Source organism: Burkholderia sp. Bp9015 (assembly GCF_003853505.1).
Classification (GTDB): Bacteria; Pseudomonadota; Gammaproteobacteria; order Burkholderiales; family Burkholderiaceae; genus Burkholderia.
Genome location: NZ_QTPZ01000040.1, coordinates 19719 through 41599, shown reverse-complemented (window position 1 = coordinate 41599; position 21881 = coordinate 19719). Strand labels below are relative to the sequence as shown.

19 protein-coding genes, 2 tRNA genes and 1 pseudogene are annotated in these 21881 nt (G+C 65.9%); 9 read left to right on the top strand and 13 right to left on the bottom strand.

What is annotated here, in order from left to right:
* Positions 1-6 precede the first annotated feature (6 nt).
* On the bottom strand, positions 7-1164 hold the full coding sequence (gene ssuD, locus DIE12_RS31420; RefSeq protein ID WP_124522235.1) for an FMNH2-dependent alkanesulfonate monooxygenase: 1158 nt from the start codon (positions 1162-1164) through the stop codon (positions 7-9).
* Between the two features lie 341 nt (positions 1165-1505).
* On the opposite strand from ssuD, the gene DIE12_RS31415 reads away from it, so the two are divergent.
* Entirely contained in the window at positions 1506-1934 is a 429-nt protein-coding gene (locus tag DIE12_RS31415) for a hypothetical protein (RefSeq protein ID WP_044845068.1), read from the top strand.
* 117 nt (positions 1935-2051) lie between these two features.
* Here the strand turns inward: DIE12_RS31415 and DIE12_RS31410 are convergent, their stop codons facing one another.
* Genes DIE12_RS31410 through DIE12_RS31400 form a run of 3 tightly spaced genes read right to left on the bottom strand, consistent with a single transcriptional unit; the run spans position 2052 to position 4071 of the window.
* A complete protein-coding gene (locus tag DIE12_RS31410) occupies positions 2052-3200 on the bottom strand; it encodes an enoyl-CoA hydratase/isomerase family protein (RefSeq protein WP_124522237.1) in 1149 nt (382 codons plus the stop codon).
* Positions 3201-3231: 31 nt separating this feature from the next.
* Positions 3232-3570, bottom strand: a complete 339-nt coding sequence (locus DIE12_RS31405) for a multidrug efflux SMR transporter (protein ID WP_044845070.1) — start codon at positions 3568-3570, stop codon at positions 3232-3234.
* A gap of 3 nt (positions 3571-3573) precedes the next feature.
* The gene (locus tag DIE12_RS31400) at positions 3574-4071 is read right to left on the bottom strand and encodes a heme-degrading domain-containing protein (protein ID WP_124522239.1); all 498 of its coding nucleotides are present in this window, start codon (positions 4069-4071) and stop codon (positions 3574-3576) included.
* A 216-nt stretch (positions 4072-4287) separates the two neighbouring features.
* Here DIE12_RS31400 and DIE12_RS31395 point away from each other — a divergent pair.
* The 7 genes from DIE12_RS31395 to DIE12_RS31365 all read left to right on the top strand — a co-directional run bounded on the left by DIE12_RS31395 (position 4288) and on the right by DIE12_RS31365 (position 9647).
* Positions 4288-4364: transfer RNA gene (locus DIE12_RS31395), tRNA-Met, on the top strand.
* A 172-nt stretch (positions 4365-4536) separates the two neighbouring features.
* Positions 4537-5082, top strand: a complete 546-nt coding sequence (locus DIE12_RS31390) for an NUDIX hydrolase (protein WP_040144100.1) — start codon at positions 4537-4539, stop codon at positions 5080-5082.
* Positions 5083-5093: 11 nt separating this feature from the next.
* On the top strand, positions 5094-5858 hold the full coding sequence (aat, locus tag DIE12_RS31385; protein ID WP_124485690.1) for a leucyl/phenylalanyl-tRNA--protein transferase: 765 nt from the start codon (positions 5094-5096) through the stop codon (positions 5856-5858).
* 33 nt (positions 5859-5891) lie between these two features.
* On the top strand, positions 5892-6722 hold the full coding sequence (locus DIE12_RS31380; RefSeq protein ID WP_124522241.1) for an arginyltransferase: 831 nt from the start codon (positions 5892-5894) through the stop codon (positions 6720-6722).
* Between the two features lie 178 nt (positions 6723-6900).
* Positions 6901-7938: a quinone-dependent dihydroorotate dehydrogenase gene (locus DIE12_RS31375; RefSeq protein WP_124485691.1), complete on the top strand. Its 1038-nt coding sequence runs from the start codon at positions 6901-6903 to the stop codon at positions 7936-7938.
* A 102-nt stretch (positions 7939-8040) separates the two neighbouring features.
* Positions 8041-8832, top strand: a complete 792-nt coding sequence (locus DIE12_RS31370) for a cystine ABC transporter substrate-binding protein (RefSeq protein WP_124485692.1) — start codon at positions 8041-8043, stop codon at positions 8830-8832.
* Between the two features lie 122 nt (positions 8833-8954).
* Positions 8955-9647: an amino acid ABC transporter permease gene (locus DIE12_RS31365; protein WP_044845076.1), complete on the top strand. Its 693-nt coding sequence runs from the start codon at positions 8955-8957 to the stop codon at positions 9645-9647.
* 55 nt (positions 9648-9702) lie between these two features.
* Here DIE12_RS31365 and DIE12_RS31360 read toward each other — a convergent pair whose 3' ends face one another.
* From DIE12_RS31360 to rnr, 6 genes are all read right to left on the bottom strand, one after another.
* The gene (locus DIE12_RS31360) at positions 9703-10689 is read right to left on the bottom strand and encodes a Gfo/Idh/MocA family protein (protein WP_124485693.1); all 987 of its coding nucleotides are present in this window, start codon (positions 10687-10689) and stop codon (positions 9703-9705) included.
* Between the two features lie 101 nt (positions 10690-10790).
* Positions 10791-11507, bottom strand: coding sequence for a FadR/GntR family transcriptional regulator (locus DIE12_RS31355; protein ID WP_044845078.1), 717 nt, complete (start codon positions 11505-11507; stop codon positions 10791-10793).
* A gap of 284 nt (positions 11508-11791) precedes the next feature.
* Positions 11792-12484, bottom strand: coding sequence for a ribose-5-phosphate isomerase RpiA (rpiA, locus tag DIE12_RS31350; protein ID WP_044845079.1), 693 nt, complete (start codon positions 12482-12484; stop codon positions 11792-11794).
* 115 nt (positions 12485-12599) lie between these two features.
* Positions 12600-13472 carry an N-acetylmuramoyl-L-alanine amidase gene (locus DIE12_RS31345; RefSeq protein WP_124485695.1) on the bottom strand — a complete coding sequence of 291 codons (873 nt, stop codon included), beginning with the start codon at positions 13470-13472 and terminating at the stop codon, positions 12600-12602.
* A gap of 104 nt (positions 13473-13576) precedes the next feature.
* Positions 13577-14320: a 23S rRNA (guanosine(2251)-2'-O)-methyltransferase RlmB gene (gene rlmB / locus DIE12_RS31340; RefSeq protein ID WP_044845081.1), complete on the bottom strand. Its 744-nt coding sequence runs from the start codon at positions 14318-14320 to the stop codon at positions 13577-13579.
* A 151-nt stretch (positions 14321-14471) separates the two neighbouring features.
* On the bottom strand, positions 14472-16946 hold the full coding sequence (rnr, locus tag DIE12_RS31335) for a ribonuclease R (protein WP_124522243.1): 2475 nt from the start codon (positions 16944-16946) through the stop codon (positions 14472-14474).
* Between the two features lie 249 nt (positions 16947-17195).
* On the opposite strand from rnr, the gene DIE12_RS31330 reads away from it, so the two are divergent.
* Positions 17196-17282, top strand: a tRNA-Leu gene (locus DIE12_RS31330).
* A 653-nt stretch (positions 17283-17935) separates the two neighbouring features.
* Here the strand turns inward: DIE12_RS31330 and tssF are convergent.
* From tssF to tssB, 3 genes and pseudogenes are all read right to left on the bottom strand, one after another.
* Positions 17936-19813, bottom strand: coding sequence for a type VI secretion system baseplate subunit TssF (gene tssF / locus DIE12_RS31325; protein ID WP_124522245.1), 1878 nt, complete (start codon positions 19811-19813; stop codon positions 17936-17938).
* Between the two features lie 88 nt (positions 19814-19901).
* Positions 19902-21206, bottom strand: a pseudogene (tssC, locus tag DIE12_RS31320) (type VI secretion system contractile sheath large subunit); the annotation flags it as partial.
* Positions 21207-21264: 58 nt separating this feature from the next.
* Positions 21265-21771 (bottom strand): type VI secretion system contractile sheath small subunit, encoded by a 507-nt coding sequence (tssB, locus tag DIE12_RS31315; RefSeq protein ID WP_124522249.1) that lies wholly within the window; start codon positions 21769-21771, stop codon positions 21265-21267.
* Positions 21772-21881: the final 110 nt, after the last annotated feature.

The window sequence follows — 21881 nt, the reverse complement described above, 5'->3', positions numbered from 1 at the left end:
CTTCGTTCAGCTCTGGCTCGCCTTCGGCAGATAGTTGTTGCCGACGATCTCGCCGAACGGCCCTGACAGCGGGCCGGACGGACGCGCCGCGCCCTTGCCCTTGATCAGCGGGAACACGAGCTCGGCGAAGCGGTACGACTCCTCGAGGTGCGGATAGCCGGACAGGATGAACGTCTCGATGCCGAGATCCGCGTATTCGCGCATGCGTTCCGCGACCTGCTCGGGGTTGCCGACGAGCGCGGTACCCGCGCCGCCGCGCACGAGACCGACACCGGCCCACAGGTTCGGATACACCTCGAGCGCCTCGCGGCCGCCGCGCTTGCCACCGTGCAGCGCGGCCATCCGGCGCTGGCCTTCCGAATCCATGTTCGCGAATGCCTGCTGCGCGCGGGCGATCGTCTCGTCGTCGAGACGGCTGATCAGGCGGTCGGCATCGCGCCACGCCTCGTCCTCGGTCTCGCGCACGATCACGTGCAGGCGGATGCCGAACTTGATCTTGCGGCCACGCGCCTCGGCGCGGGCGCGGATGTCTGCGATCTTCTTCGCGACGGCCTCGGGCGGCTCGCCCCAGGTCAGGTAGGTGTCGATGTGATCCGCGGCGATCGCGTGCGCGGCCGGCGACGATCCGCCGAACCACAGCGGCGGATGCGGGCGCTGCACGGGCGGATACAGCGCCTTGCCGCCCTTCGACTGAAGGTGCTTGCCGATGTAGTCGAAGCCGCCGTTATCGTGCGAGGCGGACAGCAGTCCGCGCCAGATGTTCAGGAAGTCGTCGGTGATCTCGTAGCGCGTATCGTGATCCGCGAACAGCCCGTCGCCTTCGAGTTCGGCGGCGTCGCCGCCCGTCACGACGTTGATCAGCAGGCGGCCGCCCGACAGGCGGTCGAACGTCGCGGCCATCCGCGCCGCGAAACCGGGCGATGCGATGCCGGGACGCACGGCGACCAGGAACTTCAGACGCTGCGTCGCCGGAATCAGGCTCGACGCAACGACCCACGCATCCTCGCAGGAACGGCCGGTCGGCAGCAGCACGCCTTCGTAGCCGAGCGTGTCGGCCGCGACGGCGATCTGCTTGAAATAATCGTAATCCGCGGCGCGCGCGCCTTCGGCGGTGCCGAGATAACGGCTGTCGCCGTGCGTGGGAATAAACCAGAAAACATTCATCTGCTGCTCCTGCTTGACTGTCCTTGCCGGAATCTGGATAAAACGAAGCCCTGCTCGCGTCGCGAATCAGCGACGCATGCATGGTGTGCATTCGAATCGGGATGGCTCGCCGGTCAGGCCGTGCCGCGGACGAGTACGCGATTGCACGGCTGTTTCTGGGAAATCAGTCTATGGATCGGTGCAGGGCTTTGGAACGATTTTTTTGAGCTTAGGTTTTCCGCTTTCGTGATTAGCGCGACGCTCCAGCGAATATCGCATCGGCCGGGCCCTATAATGACGCACCTATCCGAACAACTTCGCGCGGACGGCCCCGGCCGGCCGCGCCTGCAATACGCTCACCGATGCAGAAAGTCATCCTGCCGTTCCTGTCCGGCTTCCTGGCCGCCCTCTTCTTTCGCGAAGCGACGCTCGCGCTCCTGCATACGGCCGACCTGATCGCCGCAGCCGGATTCTCCACGCAACCTTTCGCGCCGCTCGGCATTCCTGAATTTGTCGCGAACGCGCTGATCAGCGCGTGCTGCGCGATCCCGATGGCGTGGCTGCTGCGCGTGTCGCCGGAGCGCGAAGCGCCGTGGATCGGCGCGCTGGTGTTCGGCGGCATCGTGCTGACGGCCGCCCGCGTGTTCGCGATCGATCCGCTGCGCGGGATCTGGCCGTCGGGCAACATGATGCCGGTGCTCGCCGCCGGTTTCGCGGCAAACGCGGTGTGGGGTTTCGGTGCGCTGGTGTTCATGCGCGCGTTCATGTCGGACGACGCCGGCGACGAATAACGCACGGCTTGCGGCGAGGCCCCGGCCCTGTCGCCGAGCCGGATCGGCATCCGCAAACGGAAAGGCCGCCTGCACATGCAAGCGGCCTTTTTGCTTTTCGCTTCGATACCGCGCGCGTCAGTCCTTCAGGTTGCGCAGCGGATGCGTGTCAGGCGTCCACGGGCTGTCGAACATCGCGAGCACGTCGGCCCGGTCGATATCGGCCGTCGACTTGAAACGCCAGACCGGCTGTTGATCCTTGTCGACGATCAGCGCGCGCACGCCTTCGATCACGTCGCCGTGCGCGAACGTCGAACGCGTGAGGTCGAGATCGCGCCGCAGGCAATCGGCCATCGTCGCGCCGCGCGCGCGCTCGACGACTTCGAGCGACACGGCCATCGACAGCGGCGACAACTGGCTGCGCATCGCGTGGGTCGCCTTCTCGACCCATCCGTCGATGGCCGCGCAATCCTGCTCGGCGTCGAGCGACGCCAGGATCGCGCCGATATCGGGCTGCGCGAAATGCCGGTCGATCCCGGCGCGCGCGTCGGCCAGCGCCGACGTGTCGGGCGTCGGCACGACCTTGTGCGCGGCAGCTGCGTCGGCCACGCACGCGACGGCCTGCGCGCCGCTGTCGATCCGCGCGCCGTGCAGCGTATCGAGCAGCGCCGGCAGCGCGGCGTCAGGCAGGTATACGTCGGCGAGCTGCGCATACAGTGCGCCGGCCGCGTCGAGCGTCGCGCCGGTCACCGCGAGATAGCGGCCGAGCGCGCCCGGCGTGCGCGCGAGGAACCAGCTCATCCCGACGTCCGGGAACAGCCCGATGCGCGTTTCGGGCATCGCCATCTTCGTCGAATCGGTGACCACACGCAGGCCGCCCGTATGTCGCGCCGCCTGCGAAATGCCCATGCCGCCGCCCATCACGACGCCGTGCATCAACGCGATGTACGGTTTCGGATAGGTGAACATCGTATGGTTGAGCGTGTATTCCTCGATGAAGAACGTGTCGACCGCATCGCGATCGCCGCGCTGCCACGCAGCGTGGAAGAAGCGCACGTCGCCGCCCGCGCAGAACGCGCGCGGATGCGGGCTGTGCACGACGACGGCCGTCACCTCCGCGTCGTCGCGCCATGCATCGAGCGCCTGCTGCATCAGTCGGATCATCCCCACCGACAGCGCATTCAGCGCCTTCGGCCGGTTCAGTTCGAGATAGCCGATGCGGTTCGCGACATACGCGCGCACGTCGGGCTGGGCGGCTTCGGCGGAAGCGGCAGTGGAATCGGTCATGTGAGCCATCCGGCGTATCGCGGGCGCACGCTCAGTGCGCCTGCATCTTCGAGAACAGGTTCAGCACCACGACGCCCGAGACGATCAGCCCGAGGCCGATCACGGCCGGCAGGTCCGGCACCTGGCGATAGAGCAGCATCGCGACGAGCGTGATCAGCACGATGCCGGCCCCCGACCACACCGCATAGATGATGCCGACGGGCATCGTGCGCAGCGTGAGCGACAGACAGTAGAACGCGATGCCGTAACCGGCCACGACGAGCGCCGACGGCCAGAAGCGCGTGAAGCCGTCCGCCGCGCGCAGCGCGGACGTGCCGACCACTTCCGCGACGATCGCGATCGCGAGCCATGCGTAACCCGGAATCTGCATCGCTCAGCTCCTTGCAAGTGCCAGCACGGCATAGTCCTGCCCGAGCTCGGCGCACAGGGCTTCGACGACGAACTCGTGATCCGCGCGCTGCGGCAGCCCCGATGCGGTGATCGAGCCGATCACGCCGGCCCCCGCGACGGTCAGCGGAAACGCGCCGCCGTGCGGCGAATAGTCGGAGATCGGCAGCCCGTGCTTGTCGGCGAGCGTGGCGCCGGCCTGCTGCATGCGCAGGCCGACCGCATACGAACTGCGGCGGAAGTGCGCGACGACGTTGCGCTTGCGGCGTACCCAGTCGGCGTTGTCGGGCGTCGCGCCGGCGAGCGCCGCATAGAACAGCGGCTGGCCGAACGTGACTATGTCGATCGCGATCGCATGGCCGCGCGACGTCGCGAGCGCATGCATCCGGTTGCCGAGCGCCCAGGCACGAGCCGGGTCGAAATGGGGAAACACGAGCGCCTGTTCCTGCGCGCCGATCGATTGCAGATCGTGAGCGATGTCCATGAATCCGTCGATGCTGTAGTGAGTGTTGCAACGGCACCGACGCGATCGCGCGCGACTCTCCGCTGCAGGCGTGAACGACACAAGCAAACCGCTCGATTCTAGCGCACGCGCCTGCCGTACCGGCCCTGCCGGCGTCCCGCCGGCGACTGAAACGCGATTGTCAGAAAGTGCTTGCAAGCATTCGGGTTAGCCCATATAATTCATTTCTTCGACGGACGCGGGGTGGAGCAGTCTGGCAGCTCGTCGGGCTCATAACCCGAAGGTCGTAGGTTCAAATCCTACCCCCGCAACCAACGTCCCGATTCATGCAAAAAGCCCGGCTCCACGCCGGGCTTTTTGTTTTCCGGCGCGCGATTGCGCGCCTCGCACGTTGCGCTTCGCGCCGCACGCCGCGCACATGCGCTCGCGTTCGAGAATGCCCCGCCCCGGTGATACACTCGCATCACCTCGTCCCTTCCACTCGACATGAAATTCTGCTCCGTCTGCGGTCACGAAGTCATCGCGCGCATTCCTCCGGGCGACAACCGCGAGCGCTTCATTTGCGATCACTGCGGCACGATCCATTACCAGAATCCGCGCAACGTGGTCGGCACGGTGCCGGTCTGGGGCGATCAGGTGCTGCTGTGCCGCCGTGCGATCGAACCGCGCTACGGTTTCTGGACGCTGCCGGCAGGCTTCATGGAAATGGGCGAGACGACGGCCGAGGCCGCCGCGCGCGAAACGCTCGAGGAAGCCGGCGCACGCGTCGAGGTTCAGAACCTGTTCACGCTGCTCAACGTGCCGCACGTGCACCAGGTCCATCTGTTCTATCTGGCGCGGCTCGTCGATCCGGCTTACGAGGCCGGCGAGGAAAGCCTCGAAGTCAAGCTGTTCGACGAAGCCGACATTCCGTGGGACGAGATCGCGTTCCCGACCGTCAGCCAGACGCTGCGTTTCTTCTTCGCCGATCGCGCCGCCGGCGACTACGGCGTCCATACCGGCGATATCTTCCGCTCGCTGCGCAACGGCTGAGCCCGCGCCCCATGGTCCCCTGGCTCGGCCCGGACGATCCATTCCCGCCCGTCGAACGCGCGCTCGGCTCCGCGACCGGCGCGCCGGGGCTGCTCGCCGCGAGCGCCGACCTGCTGCCGTCCCGCCTGATCGAGGCCTACCTGCGCGGCATCTTCCCGTGGTATTCGGACGGCCAGCCCGTGCTGTGGTGGAGCCCCGACCCGCGGATGATCCTCGCGCCGGCCGAATTCAAGGTGTCCCCGTCGCTGCGCAAGACGCTCAAGCGCGTGCTGCGCGACTCCGCGTGGGAAGTGCGCGTCGACCATGACTTTCCGGGCGTGATGCGCGCGTGCGCGCAAGCGCCGCGCCGCGGGCAGCGCGGTACCTGGATCACGGCCGAGATCATCGACGCGTATTCGTCGCTCTACCGTTCCGGCAACGCGCACAGCATCGAGGCGTGGCACGACGGGCGACGCGTGGGCGGCCTCTACGGCGTCGCGTTCGGGCGGATGTTTTTCGGCGAATCGATGTATGCGGATGTCACCGATGCGTCGAAGATCGCGCTGGCGACACTCGTCGCCCACCTTCGCGAGCAGGGGCTGGAGATGATAGACTGCCAGCAGAATACGTCGCATCTAGCGTCGCTCGGTGGCCGCGAGATCGCACGCAAGGCCTTTGTCGCTCACGTGCGCCGCGCGGTAGCCGAACCGCCGATTCCGTGGCAGTTCGACAAGCGTGTGCTCGCCATGCTGACGAGCCCTGCCGAACCGGCCGCCCCCTCCGGGATCGAGCGCTAGCGCGGCACTCCCTCCCTGCATCGAGAGCTGCCCATGACTCACCCGACTGAGCTGCCGCTTTCACCGCTTTCGGCGCTGCAATTCTATGCAACGGCGCCCTATCCGTGCAGCTATCTGGACGGCCGCGTCGCGCGCTCGCAAGTCGCGACGCCGAGCCACCTGATCAATTCCGACATCTATACCGAGCTCGTGAAGGCCGGCTTCCGGCGCTCGGGCGTGTTCACCTATCGCCCGTACTGCGACGGCTGCCGTGCCTGCGTGCCGGTGCGCGTGCCGGTCGGCGCGTTCACGCCGTCGCGCACCCAGCGCCGGATGTGGAAGCGGCACCGCGCGCTCGTCGCGACGGTCTCGCCGCTGCACTACGACGAGGAGCACTACGCGCTCTACATGCGCTACCAGTCGGCGCGCCACGCGGGCGGCGGCATGGATCGCGACAGCCGCGACCAGTACGAGCAGTTCCTGCTGCAGAGCCGGATCAATTCGCGCCTCGTCGAATTCCGCGACCTCGACGCGCCGGGCGGCGAGCCCGGCAAGCTGCGCATGGTCAGCATGATCGACATCCTCGGCGACGGACTGTCGTCGGTCTATACGTTCTTCGAGCCGGACGAGCAGCATACGAGCTACGGCACGTACAACATCCTGTGGCAGATCGAGCAGGCGAAGAGCCTCGGCCTGCCGTACGTGTATCTCGGCTACTGGATCCGCGAGAGCCCGAAGATGGCCTACAAAGCCAATTTCCATCCGCTCGAAGGGTTGCTCGACGGCCGCTGGAAAATACTCGATCCGGATCGTGTCGACCTGCCGCCGGTCGACGCGGCACTTGCCCGCGCACCGCTGCCGGGCGGACATTCCGGGTCGGGCTGACGGGCCATCCCGCGGCGCGGCGGCGCGCCTGCAACGGGCACCCTGCGGCCCTTGCACGCGTTGCCGCGCGGCACAAGCGGTGCCACCGGCCGCGCATGCGAAGCGAAGCCCGCCCTTGCCGCGCAACTCCCGGTAAAATAGCGGGTTGTCATTCATTCCGGCCGTCCGCCCAATTCCCGTGTTCAGTTCCCTCTATCCGCTGGCCCGCGCATCCCTGTTCAAGATGGATGCGGAAGACGCTCACCACCTCACGCTGCGCGCGCTCGGCGCGGCCGGCCGCACGGGCCTCGCCTGCGCGCTGTCGGCCCGCGTGCCCGATGCGCCGCGCACCGTGATGGGACTCACGTTCCGCAACCCGGTCGGCCTCGCCGCCGGCCTCGACAAGGACGGCGCGGCCATCGACGGCCTCGCGGCGCTCGGCTTCGGCTTCATCGAGGTCGGCACGGTCACGCCGCGCCCGCAGCCGGGCAATCCGCGCCCGCGGATGTTCCGCCTGCCGCAGGCGGAAGCGCTGATCAACCGGATGGGCTTCAACAACCACGGCGTCGATCAGTTCGTGAAGAACGTCCAGGCGGCCCGCTATCGCGGCATCCTCGGCCTGAACATCGGCAAGAACGCCGACACGCCGATCGAACGCGCCGCGGAAGACTATCTCTACTGCCTCGAGCGCGTGTATCCGTTCGCAAGCTACGTGACGATCAACATTTCGTCGCCGAACACGAAGAACCTGCGCCAGCTGCAGGGCGCGGGCGAACTCGACGCGCTGCTCGCGGCGCTGAAGGACAAGCAGCAACGCCTCGCCGACCTGCACGGCAAGCTCGTGCCGCTCGCGCTGAAGATCGCGCCCGATCTCGACGACGAACAGGTCAAGGAAATCGCCGACACGCTGCTGCGCCACAAGATCGAGGCGGTCATCGCCACCAACACGACGCTGTCGCGTGCGGCCGTGCAGGGCCTGCCGCACGCCGACGAAGCCGGCGGCCTGTCGGGCCGTCCGGTGTTCGATGCGTCCAACGAAGTGATCCGCAAACTGCATGCCGAAGTCGGCAGCGCGGTGCCGATCATCGGCGTCGGCGGCATCTTCTCGGGCGAGGACGCGCGCGCGAAGCTCGCGGCCGGCGCGTCGCTCGTCCAGCTGTACACGGGCTTCATCTATCGCGGCCCCGCGCTCGTCGCCGAGTGCGTGAAGGCGATCGCGCGTGACCGCGCCGTGTAATATAGCCATAAACAAACGATATTTAATGGTCGATTGTATTTTTGCTATGATCGACCCCACAGTCAGAATCAAGCGCCCCGCTGGGGCAAGGAAGCTCACACGATGAAAATTTCGCTGCTGAAGAAGCTGCTGGTCGCCGGCCTGATCGGCACGTCGTTCGCCGCCGCCGCGCAGGCGGCCGACCTCCTCGACCAGGTGAAACAACGCGGCACGCTGCGCGTCGGCCTCGAAGGCACGTTCCCGCCGTTCAACTCGAAGAACCCGCAAGGCGAACTCGTCGGCTTCGACGTCGACATCGCGAATGCCGTCGCCGCGAAGCTCGGCGTGAAGGCCGAGTTCGTCACGACCGAATGGAGCGGCATCATCGCGGGCCTGCAGGCCGGCAAGTTCGACGTGATCGCCAACCAGGTCGGCATCACCGACAAGCGCAAGGAAACGCTCGACTTCTCGCCCGCGTACACGTATTCGTCCGCCCAGTTGATCCAGCGCAAGGACGACACGCGCCAGTTCAAGTCGCTCGACGACCTGAAGGGCAAGAAGCTCGGCGTCGCGCTCGGCACGAACTATATGGACATGGCGAAGTCGGTGCCCGGCATCGACGTGAAGACCTACCCGGGCGCGCCCGAGTACCTGCGCGACCTCGCGGCCGGCCGTCTCGATGCAGCGCTCAACGACCGCCTGATGCTCGCGTACCTGACGAAGAACTCGCAACTGCCGCTGCGCCCGGGCGCGAACGTCGGCTCGGCGAATCCGTCGGGGATCCCGTTCAAGAAGGGCAACCCGAAGTTCCAGAAGGCGATCGACGACGCGATGGCGCAACTCGAGGCCGACGGCACGTTCACAAAGATCTCGGACAAGTGGTTCGGCATCGACGTGACGAAGCCGGTCAAGTAAGCACGCCTCTGCTTCCCGCCTGACGGCGGGCCGGAAAGGGCGGCATCCGAAGCGATGCCGCCCTTTGTTTTATCGGTCCGGTTTATGATTGCGCTTTCGCGCACGCATTCGATTCGTATTCCATGTCGACAACGTCCCTGCTCGTCCAATCGCTGCCGGTGCTCGCCCAGGGTGCCGTACTGACCGTCAAGTTCGCCGTGCTGTCGATGGTGTTCGGCCTGCTCGGCGCCGTCGTGCTCGCGATGATGGGCATCCGGCAAAGCGAACCGCTCGACGGCTTCGAACGCATCTGGGTCAACGCGCTCGCGGGGCTCGCACGCGCCTACGTGAGCCTGATGCGCGGCACGCCGCTGCTCGTGCAGATCTTCGTCATCTATTACGGACTGCCGAGCCTCGGCATCTCGCTCGACCCGACACCGGCCGGCGTGATCGCGCTCTCCGCGAATGTCGCCGCTTACATGTCCGAAAGCATGCGCGGTGCGATCAACGGAATCGCGCGCGGCCAATGGCTGGCCGCCTACAGCCTCGGGCTGTCGTGGGGGCAGACGCTGCGCTACGTGATCGGCCCGCAGGCGCTGCGCATCGCGGTGCCGAGCCTGTCGAACAGCCTGATCAGCCTGATCAAGGACACGTCGCTCGTGTCCGTCATCACCGTGACCGAACTGCTGCGCAGCGCGCAGGAAGTGATCGCGGCGACCTACCAGCCGTTGCCGCTGTACCTGGCCGCCGCCGCGATCTACTGGGTGCTGTGCCAGATCCTCGAATGGGTCCAGCGCTGGTACGAAAAGCGCCTGTCGCTGCCCGCGCGGCACTGAGCATGTCGCCTCTCGCGCCGGGCCGCGGATGCGCGCCCGGCCCCCGCCTTCCCGCCTACTCGCCCGAATAGCGCACGCCGAGCGCCGCGCGTGCGGCATCGGTCATCGCGATCATGCGCCGCGAATGGTCGTGCGTCATGATCGGGCTCTCGAGTTCGCCCGCGCGCAGCAGGTCGCAGAAATGCGCGGTCTCGTAGTTCAGGCCGCCGCCGTCGACCGGCGCGTCGAGTTCGACCGTGCGCCCGTCCGCATAGCGGATCGTCGCCCGCGCGGGGTTCCACCACTTTTCGTGAATCGTCACGTGCCCGCCTGCTGCAGCGATCAGCGCATCGCCGCGTCCCATCACGTCGAGCCCGCAAAAGAGCTGCGCAATGCCGCCGTTCGCGTGACGGCTGTTCAGGCTCGCGAACACGTCGACACCCGTCGCGCCGATGCGGCCGAGCGTCTGCACGTCGACTGCCGCGCCGAGCCAGTCGACCGCGAGAAACGCTTCGTAGATCCCGATGTCGAGCAGCGCGCCGCCGGCGCGGTCGAGCCGATAGACGGAATGATCGTCCGGCACCGACGACGACGCGCAGCCCGCGCGCACGAGCCTGATCTCGCCGATCGGATCGTCATGCAGATGCGCGCGCAACCGACGATACAACGGAAAGAACGGCGGCTTCATCGCTTCCATGAAGAGCCGGCCGGCCGTGCGTGCCGCATCCAGCACGGCATCGAGCTGCGTCGCGTTCAGCGTCGCGGGTTTTTCGCACAGCACGGCCTTGCCGGCGGCGAGCGCCGCTTGCGCGTAGTGCGCGTGACTGTCGTGGAGGGTCGCGATATAGATCGCGTCGATGTCGCTCGCGAGGAGCGCGTCGAGGCTGGCGGCAGGCTTGCCGCCGCAGCTGTCGCAGAAAGCGGTTGCCGCATCGGCGCGGCGGGCCCACACGCCGGCGAGCGTGGCACCCGGCACGTGCGCGAGGCTTTGCGCGAAACGGCGTGCGATGCTGCCTGCGCCGACGATGCCGAAGCGCACCGGGCGGTTGTCGAATTCGTTCATCCGGATCTTCCGTGTCGGTCGTATGACGGTGGCCGGCACGCTGCCGGCCGGCCGTCATGATAAACGGCTCGCCGGCACAGGGATAAGCGACCCGCGCCGATTCAGGCGCGCACGGGCACGTCGACGGAGAAATCGCGCGAGATCTCGTCGGCGCTGAAATCGATCAGGGCAAGCGACGCCGCCTCGGCTTCGCGCGGATCGCGGCGTTCGATCGCATCGACGACGCGCGCATGCGCCTTCACCGCGATGTCGTGCGCACCGTCCTTCTGCGCGACGCGCGGATTCACGAGCCGCACAGCGCCGCGCACGATCGCCGCCATCTGCTGGAAAAACTGGTTGCCGCTCGCCTGGACGATTCGCGTGTGCAGCAGCTCGTCCGCCGTGTCATAACCGGGGTCGCCCGGTTGCAACACCTTGAACGCTTCGAACGCCTCGCGGATGCCCGCGATGTCGGCCGCCGTCGCACGGACCGCCGCCTGTGCGGTCGCGCGCGGTTCGATCAGCATCCGGAATTCGATGACGTCGCGCATGAACTGCGGATCCGGCTTCGCACGAAACCGCCAGCTCACCACGTCTTCATCGATCATGCGCCAGTCGCGCATCGGCCGAACGCGCGTACCGACTTTCGGACGCACGTCGAGCATGTCGCGCGCGAGCAACATCGACAATGCTTCGCGCATCACCGTGCGACTCACGTCGAACTCTTTCGACAGCACATCCTGCGGCGGCAGAATGCCGCCGTACTTGTCCTCGACGATACCTGCGACAAGCCCATCCATCACTTTGGCGACCAGTGACCGGTCTTTGCCCTGCTCCATGACACCTCCCCGTGCGTCGATTTGCGAACACCTGCTCCGCAGTTCCGCCGGCCCTGGTTACGACTGTTCTTATGATCTATAAGTTGATGAGTTCGGGGATATTTCGCTATCTGGTAAACACCTGACAGGGTTATCCCTCTTTTTGATGCGGTTGATTTATAAGGCTTCAAAAAAAGCCCGGAAAGCGCGCTGCGCTTGCCGGGCCGGGCTTTCCACGAACTTTGAACATGCAATCCATTACGGCATCCGGATGCCATTACGGACTGCTTCTCATTCAGTTTCGATTAATCGGGATAAACGATCGTTTCAACGCCGTTTGCCGTGCCGAGCAGGCACAGATTCGCGCCGCGCGCGGCGAACAGGCCGACCGTCACGACGCCCGGCCATGCGTTGACCTGCGCCTCGAAACCGCGCGGATCGGTGATTTGCAGCCCCTTGACGTCGATGATCTCGTTGCCGTTGTCGGTGATGTACGGCGCGCCGTCCTTCGTCACGCGCAGCACCGGCACGCCGCCCAGCGCGGTCACGCGCCGGCCGATCGCCGTGCGTGCCATCGGCACGACCTCGATCGGCAGCGGAAATGCGCCGAGCACCGGCACGCGCTTGCTGCCGTCCGCGATGCAGACGAAGGTATCGGCCACCGACGCGACGATCTTTTCGCGCGTCAATGCGCCACCGCCGCCCTTGATCATTGCACCGCTTGCGTCGATCTCGTCGGCACCGTCGACGTACACCTGCAGCGATTCGACCTCGTTCAGGTCGAACACCTTGATGCCGTGCGATTTCAGGCGTTCGGTGGTCGCGATGGAGCTCGACACGGCGCCGCGATAGCGCGACTTGACGGCCGCGAGCGCGTCGATGAAGCAGTTGGCGGTCGAGCCGGTGCCGACGCCGATCACGGCGCCTTCCGGCACGTTCTGGATCACATAATCGGCGGCCGCCTGGCCGACCAGGCGTTTGAGTTCGTCTTGAGTCATGGGGGTGGGAATACAGCGGGATTGCGGAAAACCGCCAGTTTACCGGACTCGGGAGACGACCCGGGCATTTTCGGTGGGGTGCCGGCGCTGCGATCAGCGCCGGGCACGCCGGCGATCACGGCGCGCCGGTGGCGGATGCGTCGCCCGCCGGCGGCGTGGCGGAGAAATACTTGTCGAGCAGCGCCTGTGCGATCGCATCGGTTTCGGCGTCCGGATTGCCCGCATAGTCGACCGGCCGGAAATGCATCTGGAACGCCGCGAATACGCGTCGCGTGCGGGTGTCGAGCACGCCGTCGGCCGGCACGTCGTAGCCGTAGCGCGCGAGCTTCAGCTGCAGTTCGCGCACGTCGACGAGCGCGTGCGGATCGCGGCCGCCGAGCCGGGCGGCCACGGTCGCATCGTCCGGCCACGCGCCGACACCGGCTTGCGCGAGCGCATGCCACGGGAACAGCGGCCCCGGATCGATCTTGCGTTGCGGCGCGATGTCGCTGTGCCCGACCACGCGCGTCGGCGGAATCCGGTAGCGCGCGACGACATCTTTCGACAGACGGATCAGCGCATCGACCTGTTCGGGCGGATACGGCTGCCACGTGCGGTTTTGCGGATCGAGCGGGCCGCGATTCACGTTCTCGATGCCGATCGACGCTGCGTTGAGCTCGGTCGTGCCCTGCCATTCGCTGATGCCCGCCTGCCATGCGCGTTCCGATTCGGGCACGAGCTGGTAGACCACCGGCATCCTGCGTTCGATGCGCGGTTGCGGCGGCACCACGTAGTGCGCGCTGACCGAATCGCCCGTCAGCGTGCGCAGCGATTTCGCTTCGTCGCTTTCGGTGTAATGCATCACGAGAAAGCGGATCCGCGAATCGGCGCCGCGTGCGTGCAAGCTCGTGTCGGCGTAGTAAGTGCCGCGCCCGACCAGTGACGGCGACGTGCAGGCGGCCAGCAGGCCGAGGATGGCGCACGATGCGCCGAGGCGAAACAGGGTCATGTTCGCGAGTTCCGGGAGGCGCGTGCCGCGCGCAGTCGCGGCACGCGTCGTGCGGGTCGTGACGGCCCGCGCAGCGCGCGAGACCGCGCGCGTCAGCCCGTGTATCAGCCCTTCACGCGCCGCTGCCGCACCGCTTCATACAGGCACACGCCGCTCGCGACCGACACGTTCAGGCTTTCCACGCTGCCGGCCATCGGGATGCTCATCACTTCGTCGCAGGTGTCGCGCGTGAGCCGGCGCATGCCTTCGCCTTCCGCACCCATCACGATGGCGACGGGACCGTCGAGCTTCGTGTCGTACAGCGTGCCCGACGCCTCGTCCGACGTACCGATGACCCACACGCCCGCGTCCTTCAGCTCGCGCAGCGCGCGGGCGAGGTTCGTGACCGTGATGTACGGCACCGTGTCGGCCGCGCCACTCGCGACCTTCGCCGCGGTCGCGTTCAGGCCGACCGCGCGGTCGCGCGGCGCGATCACCGCATGCGCGCCGGCCGAATCGGCGACACGCAGGCATGCGCCGAGGTTGTGCGGATCGGTGACGCCGTCGAGTACCAGCAGCAGCGCCGGGCCCTGGATGCCGTCGAGCAGCTCGGACAGGTTCTGTGCGAGCGGAACATCCTCGACGCGCGCCACGACGCCCTGGTGGCGCTCGGTATGCGCGAGGCCCCACAGGCGGGTTTCATCGGCCGCAATCAGCCGCACGCCCGCTTCCTTCGCGGCGTGCAGGAAGTCCTGCATGCGGCGGTCGCGGCGCGTCTGGTCGTACAGCACCTCCGCAACCGTCGACGCATCGTGCCGCAAACGTGCGGTCACCGCATGAAAACCGTAAAGAACCTTCAGACGAGACATGACTGGAACAACCTTCGATCAAACGTGCGGCCGCGCGACGTGCGCAGCCGCGATCCATGGAAAAGGAAAGCGCCGCGTTGCCGGCCGGTGACCGGTCAAGCGCGGCGTCTCTCGATACTGCAAGGGCGTGCGCGTGCGCCGCCCCGAACGCTCAATACTTCTTGCGGGCGTGCACCTTCTTCGCGGCCGTCTTCGCCGCCGCGCCGCCCTTCTTCTTCGCGGCACGCGCGGCGCGCGCCTCCTTCACCGCGACGGTCGGCGCGCTGGCCGCCTTCTTGCGGCGCGGCGCGGCGTCCTCCACCGGCGGCAACGCGCGCACGCGCGGGCCGCCGCGATCGTTACCGTTACCGTTACCGTTGCCGGCGACAGCCGGCGCCGGTGCCGGACGCGGCGCCTTCACCGGCGTGTCGCGCACGAGGCGGAAGTCGATCTTGCGCGCGTCGAGATCGACGCGGCTCACCTGCACGCGTACGCGATCCGACAGGCGATAACGGATGCCCGTGCGCTCGCCGCGCAGCTCGTTCTTGATCTCGTCGTACTGGAAGTAGTCCGAGCCGAGTTCCGTGACGTGCACGAGCCCCTCGATGAACAGCGTATCGAGCTGCACGAAGATGCCGAACGACGTGACGCCGTTCACCATCCCGCCGTACTCCTCGCCGAGCTTGTCGCGCATGAAGTAGCACTTGAGCCAGGCCTCGACGTCGCGCGACGCTTCGTCGGCACGGCGCTCGTTCGCCGAGCAGTGCAGGCCGAGTTCTTCCCAGATCGCCGTGTTCGAGCGCGAACGGCCGCGTGCTTCGTCGTCGGCCTGCTGCATCGCGCGGGCGCGCGGCGACAGCGCGGTGTTCAGCTCGAAGCCGTCCGGCGCCTTCGGCACGTACTTCTTGCCGGACAGGATCGCGTAGATCGCGCGGTGCGTGAGCAGGTCGGGATAGCGGCGGATCGGGCTCGTGAAGTGCGCGTACGCCTCGTATGCGAGACCGAAGTGACCGATGTTGTCCGGGCTGTAGACGGCCTGCTGCATCGAGCGCAGCAGCATCGGCTGCAGCATCTGCGCGTCGGGCCGGTCGCGGATCTGCGCCATCAGCGCCGCGTAGTCGCTCGCATGCGGCTTGTCGCCGCCGCCGAGCGAGAGGCCCATGCCGCGCAGGAACGCGCGCAGGTTCTCGAGCTTCTCCGGCGTCGGCCCCGCGTGCACGCGGTACAGGCCCGGGTGCTTGTGGCGCTTCAGGAAATCGGCCGCGCACACGTTCGCGGCCAGCATGCATTCCTCGATCAGCTTGTGCGCATCGTTGCGCTGACGCGGGACGATCTGCTCGATCTTGCCTTGCGAGTTGCAGACGATGTAGGTCTCGGTCGTGTCGAAGTCGATCGCGCCGCGCTTCTGGCGTGCGGCGAACAGCGCCTTGTAGACGCCGTACAGATCCTGCAGGTGCGGCAGCAGGTCCGCGCGGCGCGCGGCCTCCGGCCCCTTCGTGTTCGACAGCACGGCCGCGACTTCGGTGTACGTGAGGCGCGCGGCCGAATGGATCACGGCCGGATAGAACTGGTACGCCTTGATCTCGCCGCGCGCGGTAATCACCATGTCGCATGCGAGCACGCAGCGATCGACCTGCGGGTTCAGCGAACAGAGGCCGTTCGACAGCTTCTCCGGCAGCATCGGGATCACGCGGCGCGGGAAGTAGACCGACGTACTGCGCTCGAGCGCGTCGGCATCGAGCCCGCTGCCCGGCTGCACGTAGTGCGACACGTCGGCGATCGCGACGATCAGGCGGAAGCCGTCGCCGCGGCCGACCTTGGTCGGCTCGCAGTAGACGGCATCGTCGAAGTCACGGGCATCCTCGCCGTCGATCGTCACGAGCGGCACGTCGCGCAGGTCGACGCGGAAGCGCAGGTCGGTCGGCCGGACCTTGTCCGGCAGCGCGGCGGCTTCGTCGAGCGCCGGCTGGCTGAATTCGTGCGGCACGCCGTACTTGCGAACGGCGATCTCGATTTCCATGCCCGGATCGTCGATGTCGCCGAGCACTTCGACGACGCGGCCGAGCGGTTGCGAATGACGGCTCGGGAAGTCGGTCAGTTCGACGACGACGACCTGCCCGACCTTCGCCTTCTTCACGTTCTGCGTGATCAGGATGTCGTGGCCGATGCGCTTGTCTTCGGGGGCGACGATCAGCGCGCCGTTCTCGTTGAGCAGGCGGCCGATCACGCGCTTGTTCGCGCGCTCGGTGACTTCGACGACGTGCCCTTCCGGCCGGCCGCGGCGATCGTAGCCGACGATCCGCGCGAGCACGCGGTCGTTGTGCATGACCTTCTGCATTTCGCCGTTCGGCAGGAACAGGTCGTCCTGGCCGTCGTCGCGGATCACGAACCCGTAGCCGTCGCGATGGCCCTGCACGCGGCCGGCAACGAAGTTCGACGGATGGGTGAGCTGGTAGTGGCCGCGCTTGTCGAGGCGGATCTGGCCGTCGCGTTCCATCGCGGCGACACGCCGGAAGAACCCCTCGCGCTCCTGACGCTTGATCGACAGCGCTTCGGCGATGTCGTTGGCTGCCAGCGGCGCGTCGCTCGTACGCAGCACGCCGAGAATTTCTTCACGGCTCGGAATGGGGTACGGATATTTGCTCAAGGGTTTGTCGATGATTGTTCTCGTTGCGTTGACTGATGGTGCACGGCATCAACATAGAAGTGTCCGTCAGACAGTTCTATAGTGACGGCGGCGGATCATTCTATCACCCGCCTGTGTCGCCAAATGACGCGAATGCCGCGTGCAGGCGCCGCGGCGACCGGTTTGCGGTGCATCGCAAAAAAGTGTTGACACGATTAATTGGGGCGCTATAATTTCGCTTCTTTGCAGCAAGCAGCTACTGCAAAACGTGCCCAGGTGGCGGAATTGGTAGACGCACTAGGTTCAGGTCCTAGCGGTGGCAACATCGTGGAGGTTCGAGTCCTCTCCTGGGCACCACTTACACTTCCAGAGACTTCCAACAAAGTCTTCTGATCCTCGGAAAAGCCCGCCACTGCGGGCTTTTTTGTCTTCTGACGTCTTTTGAGTTCCACCCTAAGCCACCTGCAAACGAGTACATTTTTGAGTACATTGAAAGTTCGATGTAAGGAGATGTACTCAGATGGCACTGACAGCCCTACAGATCCTAGGCGGCCAAGCCGAGAGTCCTCATCCGGCGCCGGCAAGGCCCCCATCAGATTGATGCCAAGACCTGCCCAGTCGCACGGTTGACGCTGCGGGCTCTGCAACAGCATGACGATATCGCCGAACAGGTCCGCCAACGGCAGGATGTTGCGCAGCGTGGAGACGTTGCCTGCGGCGCTGCGTACGCCTTCCAGCGTGATCGCGCCGTCACTGATGCCAACCAGCCAGTCGTCAAAAGCCTTGATGTTGCGCGCGACGTCACGCGGCTGGATCTGGTTCACGGGCACGACGGCAACCTGTCTTGCGCGCGACGGAACGGCGGTGTTGGTGGACATATCCATAAGCGAGTACTCAAATCCGGGATGGGGCATGGCCTTGTGGCAGCGACGCGTCAGGCGAAGGCACTTCGCAGCTGCGAGGCATGGCGCTCGCGCCTGTTTGCGTCGTCATATCGAGCCTTGGCCGATTCATGCGACAAAGCCCGGCGTGGACATGGCGCGGATCGGGTCTGCCTTGGCAGCGCCTGGCGCGGTATAGGTGTGGCCGCCCGCGGCACCGGTCAGCCAGCGGCCCGCGTCTGCGGCCGAGGGGACACCGTTCTGTATCTTCTCGCGCGCCGAACCCAGCAGCCCGGCGGCACTGGTCAACGCCTTGCCGGCACTGGTTGATGCGGCCAGTTGCCCAGCCACTGCGAGGCCCGTGCCGATGAGGTTGCCCGCTCCTTGGTTCAGGTTGCCGAGGACGTTGGCGACAGGCTGGCTGGTCACTGCCTGCTGCGCGGCGATCAGGCCCTTCATGAGCCAGTCCATCGGCTTGGTCTCGGCCTCGCCGATGCCGCCCAGGCGCTTGCTGCTGGCCCGCGCGTGCTGGATGTCATGCAGCGCGGCGAAGTCGTAGGCGCGCAGAACCGCCTTGAGTGGCTCGGCCGAGAGCAGCGACAGATAGTTCAGCGACAGGTTGGAGATCAGGCTCCACTGGAGGTCGCCGTCCAGCACCGGGCGATAGGATGGCGTCGGACGCGTGATGTTGCGACAGCGGCTGTAGGATGGCGCCCTCTCCGATCCTTCGCAGATATCGCCCACGTCCAGCGTGAGCGGAAGGTCGCGATTGGTGCAGGTGAGCGACAGCGAGACCGTTTCGGTCTGGTCGACATACTCGCTTTCGTCGGCGCGCACGAAAGAGACAGCATGGTCGAGGCCGCTGCCATCAAGCGCGTTTCCTATATGGGTTCGATAGTAGATCGCGGTACGGCCTTCGGCATGCTCGACTTCGTGCGCCATCGACTCGAACGGGCGGAAAGTGCGCAGCCCATCGCCCCGCCGCCCGTCGGCGCGGCGGCGCAGCCCCTTGACTTCGTCGATGCTGAAGATTTCGTAGGCTTGCGGCCGCTGCCCCGAGGGATAGACCGGCTGTTGCGCGACCTTGCCGTCGATCCTGAGCGGCTCCGCGTCATGGGTGAACAGATTGACCGCCGGGGTGCAGTACAGGGCAAGGTCGCCATCGCGCAGGCGGATGCCCGGCGGCATCGGCCGGCTGAAGTGGAATTCGATCCGGACCGACTCCTGGCTGGTGGATGGCCAGAACGGCGCCAAGCCGCTCAACCGGAAGCAATGGAAACGCTGGGGAAAAACGAAGTACTCCTGCAATATCCGGTAGCCGTCGAAGGCATTTTTCGGATACGGCAGCAGGGCTTCCTCCTGCTCGAAACCAGGAAACTCCACCTGTCGGCTGGGCAGCGAGAATGCCTTGCCGTCGAAGTCTACCCTGACCTTGTCGAGGTACTGGGCCAACCAGAGATAGAGCGTCTGCGCCGTGGTGTCGTCGCCACTGAGCTGGAAATCGAGCCGGTCGCAGTCCATGAGGCTGGGCGGGTTGTCGGTCAGGAACGACAGCTCGACCGTCAGGATCGACTTTTCTCGCGAGTGGGCATCGCTCACCCGGGTCATCTTGAGTGGCAGCAGGTGAACGTCCGCGCAGGTGCGAAAGCGGCACTGGACGCCATCGACCGGGCGCGACAGCACGACAGTTCCCTTGGGCACGGTTTGCCGCTTCGTGATGGCGGTCTCGACCGGCTCGAAGCAGATGACGGTCGCGCTAGGTAGCGGCCGAAGGTAGTTCGGCCACAGCAGTTGCAGCATCGAGTGGGTCAGCTCGGGCAGATCGTCTTCGATCTTGAGCCGCAGCTTGGCGGTCAGAAAACCGAAGCCCTCGAGCAGCCGCTCGACATCAGGGTCGCTGCTCTCTCCCCCAAGAAAACGGGAGAGTTGCGGATTGTCACGGGAAAACTCGCGGCCGAAGCGACGTAAGTAGTCGAGCTCTTCTCGGAACTTGCGGCGTAATGTCATGGCAACGACTTTTCATTGCGGATCGCGCGGCGGGTCAGGCGAACCGCGCGATCCTGTTGTGATGCTGAAGCACCAGGTCGAGCTCGATGCTTTCCTGGTCGGCGATGTATTGCTTGAGCCAGTTGTTCAGCTCGCGCTCAAGGTCCTGGCGCTCTTTCCAGCTACCGATTTGCTCGCGCTGCAGCACCTTCAGGTAATGCGCCAGCCGGTTGACGATAAACATGTACGGCAGCTGCGTGCCGAGCTTGTAGTTCGTCTGCGCGGCCTGCCCCTCCTCGGTCTTCGGGAAAATCTTGGGCTTTTGCACCGAGTTGGCGGAGAAGAAGGCAGCGTTGTCGCTGTCCTTGCGCATGGTCAGCGGGATAAAGCCGGCTTCGGCAAGTTCGAACTCGCGGCGGTCCGACACCAGGACTTCCGTGGGAATCTTGGCCTGCAGCTGGCCGAGGGATTCGTACAGGTGGACCGGCAGATCGTCCACCGCGCCACCGGACAGCGGGCCGATGATGTTCGGACACCAGCGGTATTTGGCGAAGCTGTCGGTAATGCGGTTGGCGAGCAGGAACGAGGTGTTGCCCCACAGGTAGTTGGCGTGGTCACAACCGATACCTTCGCGGTAGACAAAGTTGCGCGTCGGGTTGTCCAACGGGTCGTAGGGCTGGCGCAGCAGGAAGCGCGGCATGGTCAGGCCCAGGTAGCGCGCATCTTCGGACTCGCGCAGGCCACGCCATTTGGCAAAACGGGGCCCTTCGAAGATGTCGCCGATCTCCTTCAGGTTGGGCAGTTCCTGGAAGCTTTCCACGTTCAGGAACTCGGGACCGGCGGCAGCCAGGAACGGCGCGTGGGCCATGGCGCCGACCGCAGCCACGTAGCCCAGCAGCTTGATGTCCGGCGCCGACGGGCCGAAGGTGTAGCTGCTGACCATGCAGCCCACCGGCTCGCCGCCGAACTGGCCGTAACCCGCCGTGTAGGCATGCTTGTAGAGGCCGCTGCGGGTGATATCGCCGGCCCCCTCGAAGTCTTCCAGCAGTTCGGCCTTGCCGACAGGCATGTAGCCGATCCGGATGTTCTCGCGGGTATCGGTGTTGTCGACCAGAAGCTTGAGCTGGCGCCAGTGAGACTCCAGGTTCTGGAACGACGGGTCGTGGAGAATCTCGTCCATCTGGGCGCTGAGCTGCTCGTCGAGCCGGGCAATCATGCCGTCCACCAGCTGCTTGCTGATGGGCTGCTCGCGGTCGTCCGTCTTGAGCATTTCGGCAATGAACGCAGCAACGCCGCGTTCGGCGATGGCATAGCCCTCGTGATTGGGCTCGATGCGCGTCTGCGCCATGATCTGTTCGAGCAGGCCCCGGGATTGGGCCGCCTCAGCCTGGGCAACAGCGCTTTCGGTTTTCATGTTCGTGTCCTTGAAGCCGCAAAGATTCTGGAAGGTGTGATGTGCCGCAGGAGGCGCGTCAGTCGGACGAGCCGCCGAGCGCCTGGCTCAGCTCCTGCGCGAGCTTGCTGCGCGCCGCCTCATCTCCGAGCAGGGCCTGCAACTGCTTGCGGAACGCAGGCACGTTGCCCATGGGCCCCTTGAGAGCGACCAGCGCCTCGCGCAGCTCCAGGAGCTTGCGCAGTTCGGGCACCTGCCGGGCGACGGCATCGGGACTGAAATCCTTGATGTGCTTGAACTGGAGGTCGACGGTCAACGTGTCGTCGGCATTGGCATTGCCGAGGCGCAGGGGAACGGCAGTCTTCAACGCCACGCCCGCCTCGCTGAGCACGTCGTTGAAGTTGTCCTTGTCCACACGCACCACCGGCCTGTCTTCGAGAGCGGTCTCTTCCTCGCGCCCCTTGAAATCGCCAATCACCAGCATATTCAAAGGCAGTTCGATCTCCGCCTGCTGATTACCTGTTGCCGGAACATATTTGATATTGATTCGTTCCTTCGGGGCTACCGATGCCGTGCTCTTCGCCATAAATACTCCTTATCCTTATCTCTTGAGGATGCTGGAAATTCGCTCTCAGCCGTAAACCGCAGCATGACCAAACTGGCTCGAAATCTGCATGGGGAATCACCCCCAAATAT

Excerpts from the sequence above, each read along its gene's own strand:
- ssuD (WP_124522235.1), bottom strand. The coding sequence starts at position 1,164 with ATGAATGTTTTCTGGTTTATTCCCACGCACGGCGACAGCCGTTATCTC.
- DIE12_RS31415 (WP_044845068.1), top strand. The coding sequence starts at position 1,506 with ATGCAGAAAGTCATCCTGCCGTTCCTGTCCGGCTTCCTGGCCGCCCTC.
- DIE12_RS31410 (WP_124522237.1), bottom strand. The coding sequence starts at position 3,200 with ATGACCGATTCCACTGCCGCTTCCGCCGAAGCCGCCCAGCCCGACGTG.
- DIE12_RS31405 (WP_044845070.1), bottom strand. The coding sequence starts at position 3,570 with ATGCAGATTCCGGGTTACGCATGGCTCGCGATCGCGATCGTCGCGGAA.
- DIE12_RS31400 (WP_124522239.1), bottom strand. The coding sequence starts at position 4,071 with ATGGACATCGCTCACGATCTGCAATCGATCGGCGCGCAGGAACAGGCG.
- DIE12_RS31390 (WP_040144100.1), top strand. The coding sequence starts at position 4,537 with ATGAAATTCTGCTCCGTCTGCGGTCACGAAGTCATCGCGCGCATTCCT.
- aat (WP_124485690.1), top strand. The coding sequence starts at position 5,094 with ATGGTCCCCTGGCTCGGCCCGGACGATCCATTCCCGCCCGTCGAACGC.
- DIE12_RS31380 (WP_124522241.1), top strand. The coding sequence starts at position 5,892 with ATGACTCACCCGACTGAGCTGCCGCTTTCACCGCTTTCGGCGCTGCAA.
- DIE12_RS31370 (WP_124485692.1), top strand. The coding sequence starts at position 8,041 with ATGAAAATTTCGCTGCTGAAGAAGCTGCTGGTCGCCGGCCTGATCGGC.
- DIE12_RS31365 (WP_044845076.1), top strand. The coding sequence starts at position 8,955 with ATGTCGACAACGTCCCTGCTCGTCCAATCGCTGCCGGTGCTCGCCCAG.
- DIE12_RS31360 (WP_124485693.1), bottom strand. The coding sequence starts at position 10,689 with ATGAACGAATTCGACAACCGCCCGGTGCGCTTCGGCATCGTCGGCGCA.
- DIE12_RS31355 (WP_044845078.1), bottom strand. The coding sequence starts at position 11,507 with ATGGAGCAGGGCAAAGACCGGTCACTGGTCGCCAAAGTGATGGATGGG.
- rpiA (WP_044845079.1), bottom strand. The coding sequence starts at position 12,484 with ATGACTCAAGACGAACTCAAACGCCTGGTCGGCCAGGCGGCCGCCGAT.
- DIE12_RS31345 (WP_124485695.1), bottom strand. The coding sequence starts at position 13,472 with ATGACCCTGTTTCGCCTCGGCGCATCGTGCGCCATCCTCGGCCTGCTG.
- rlmB (WP_044845081.1), bottom strand. The coding sequence starts at position 14,320 with ATGTCTCGTCTGAAGGTTCTTTACGGTTTTCATGCGGTGACCGCACGT.
- tssF (WP_124522245.1), bottom strand. The coding sequence starts at position 19,813 with ATGACATTACGCCGCAAGTTCCGAGAAGAGCTCGACTACTTACGTCGC.
- tssB (WP_124522249.1), bottom strand. The coding sequence starts at position 21,771 with ATGGCGAAGAGCACGGCATCGGTAGCCCCGAAGGAACGAATCAATATC.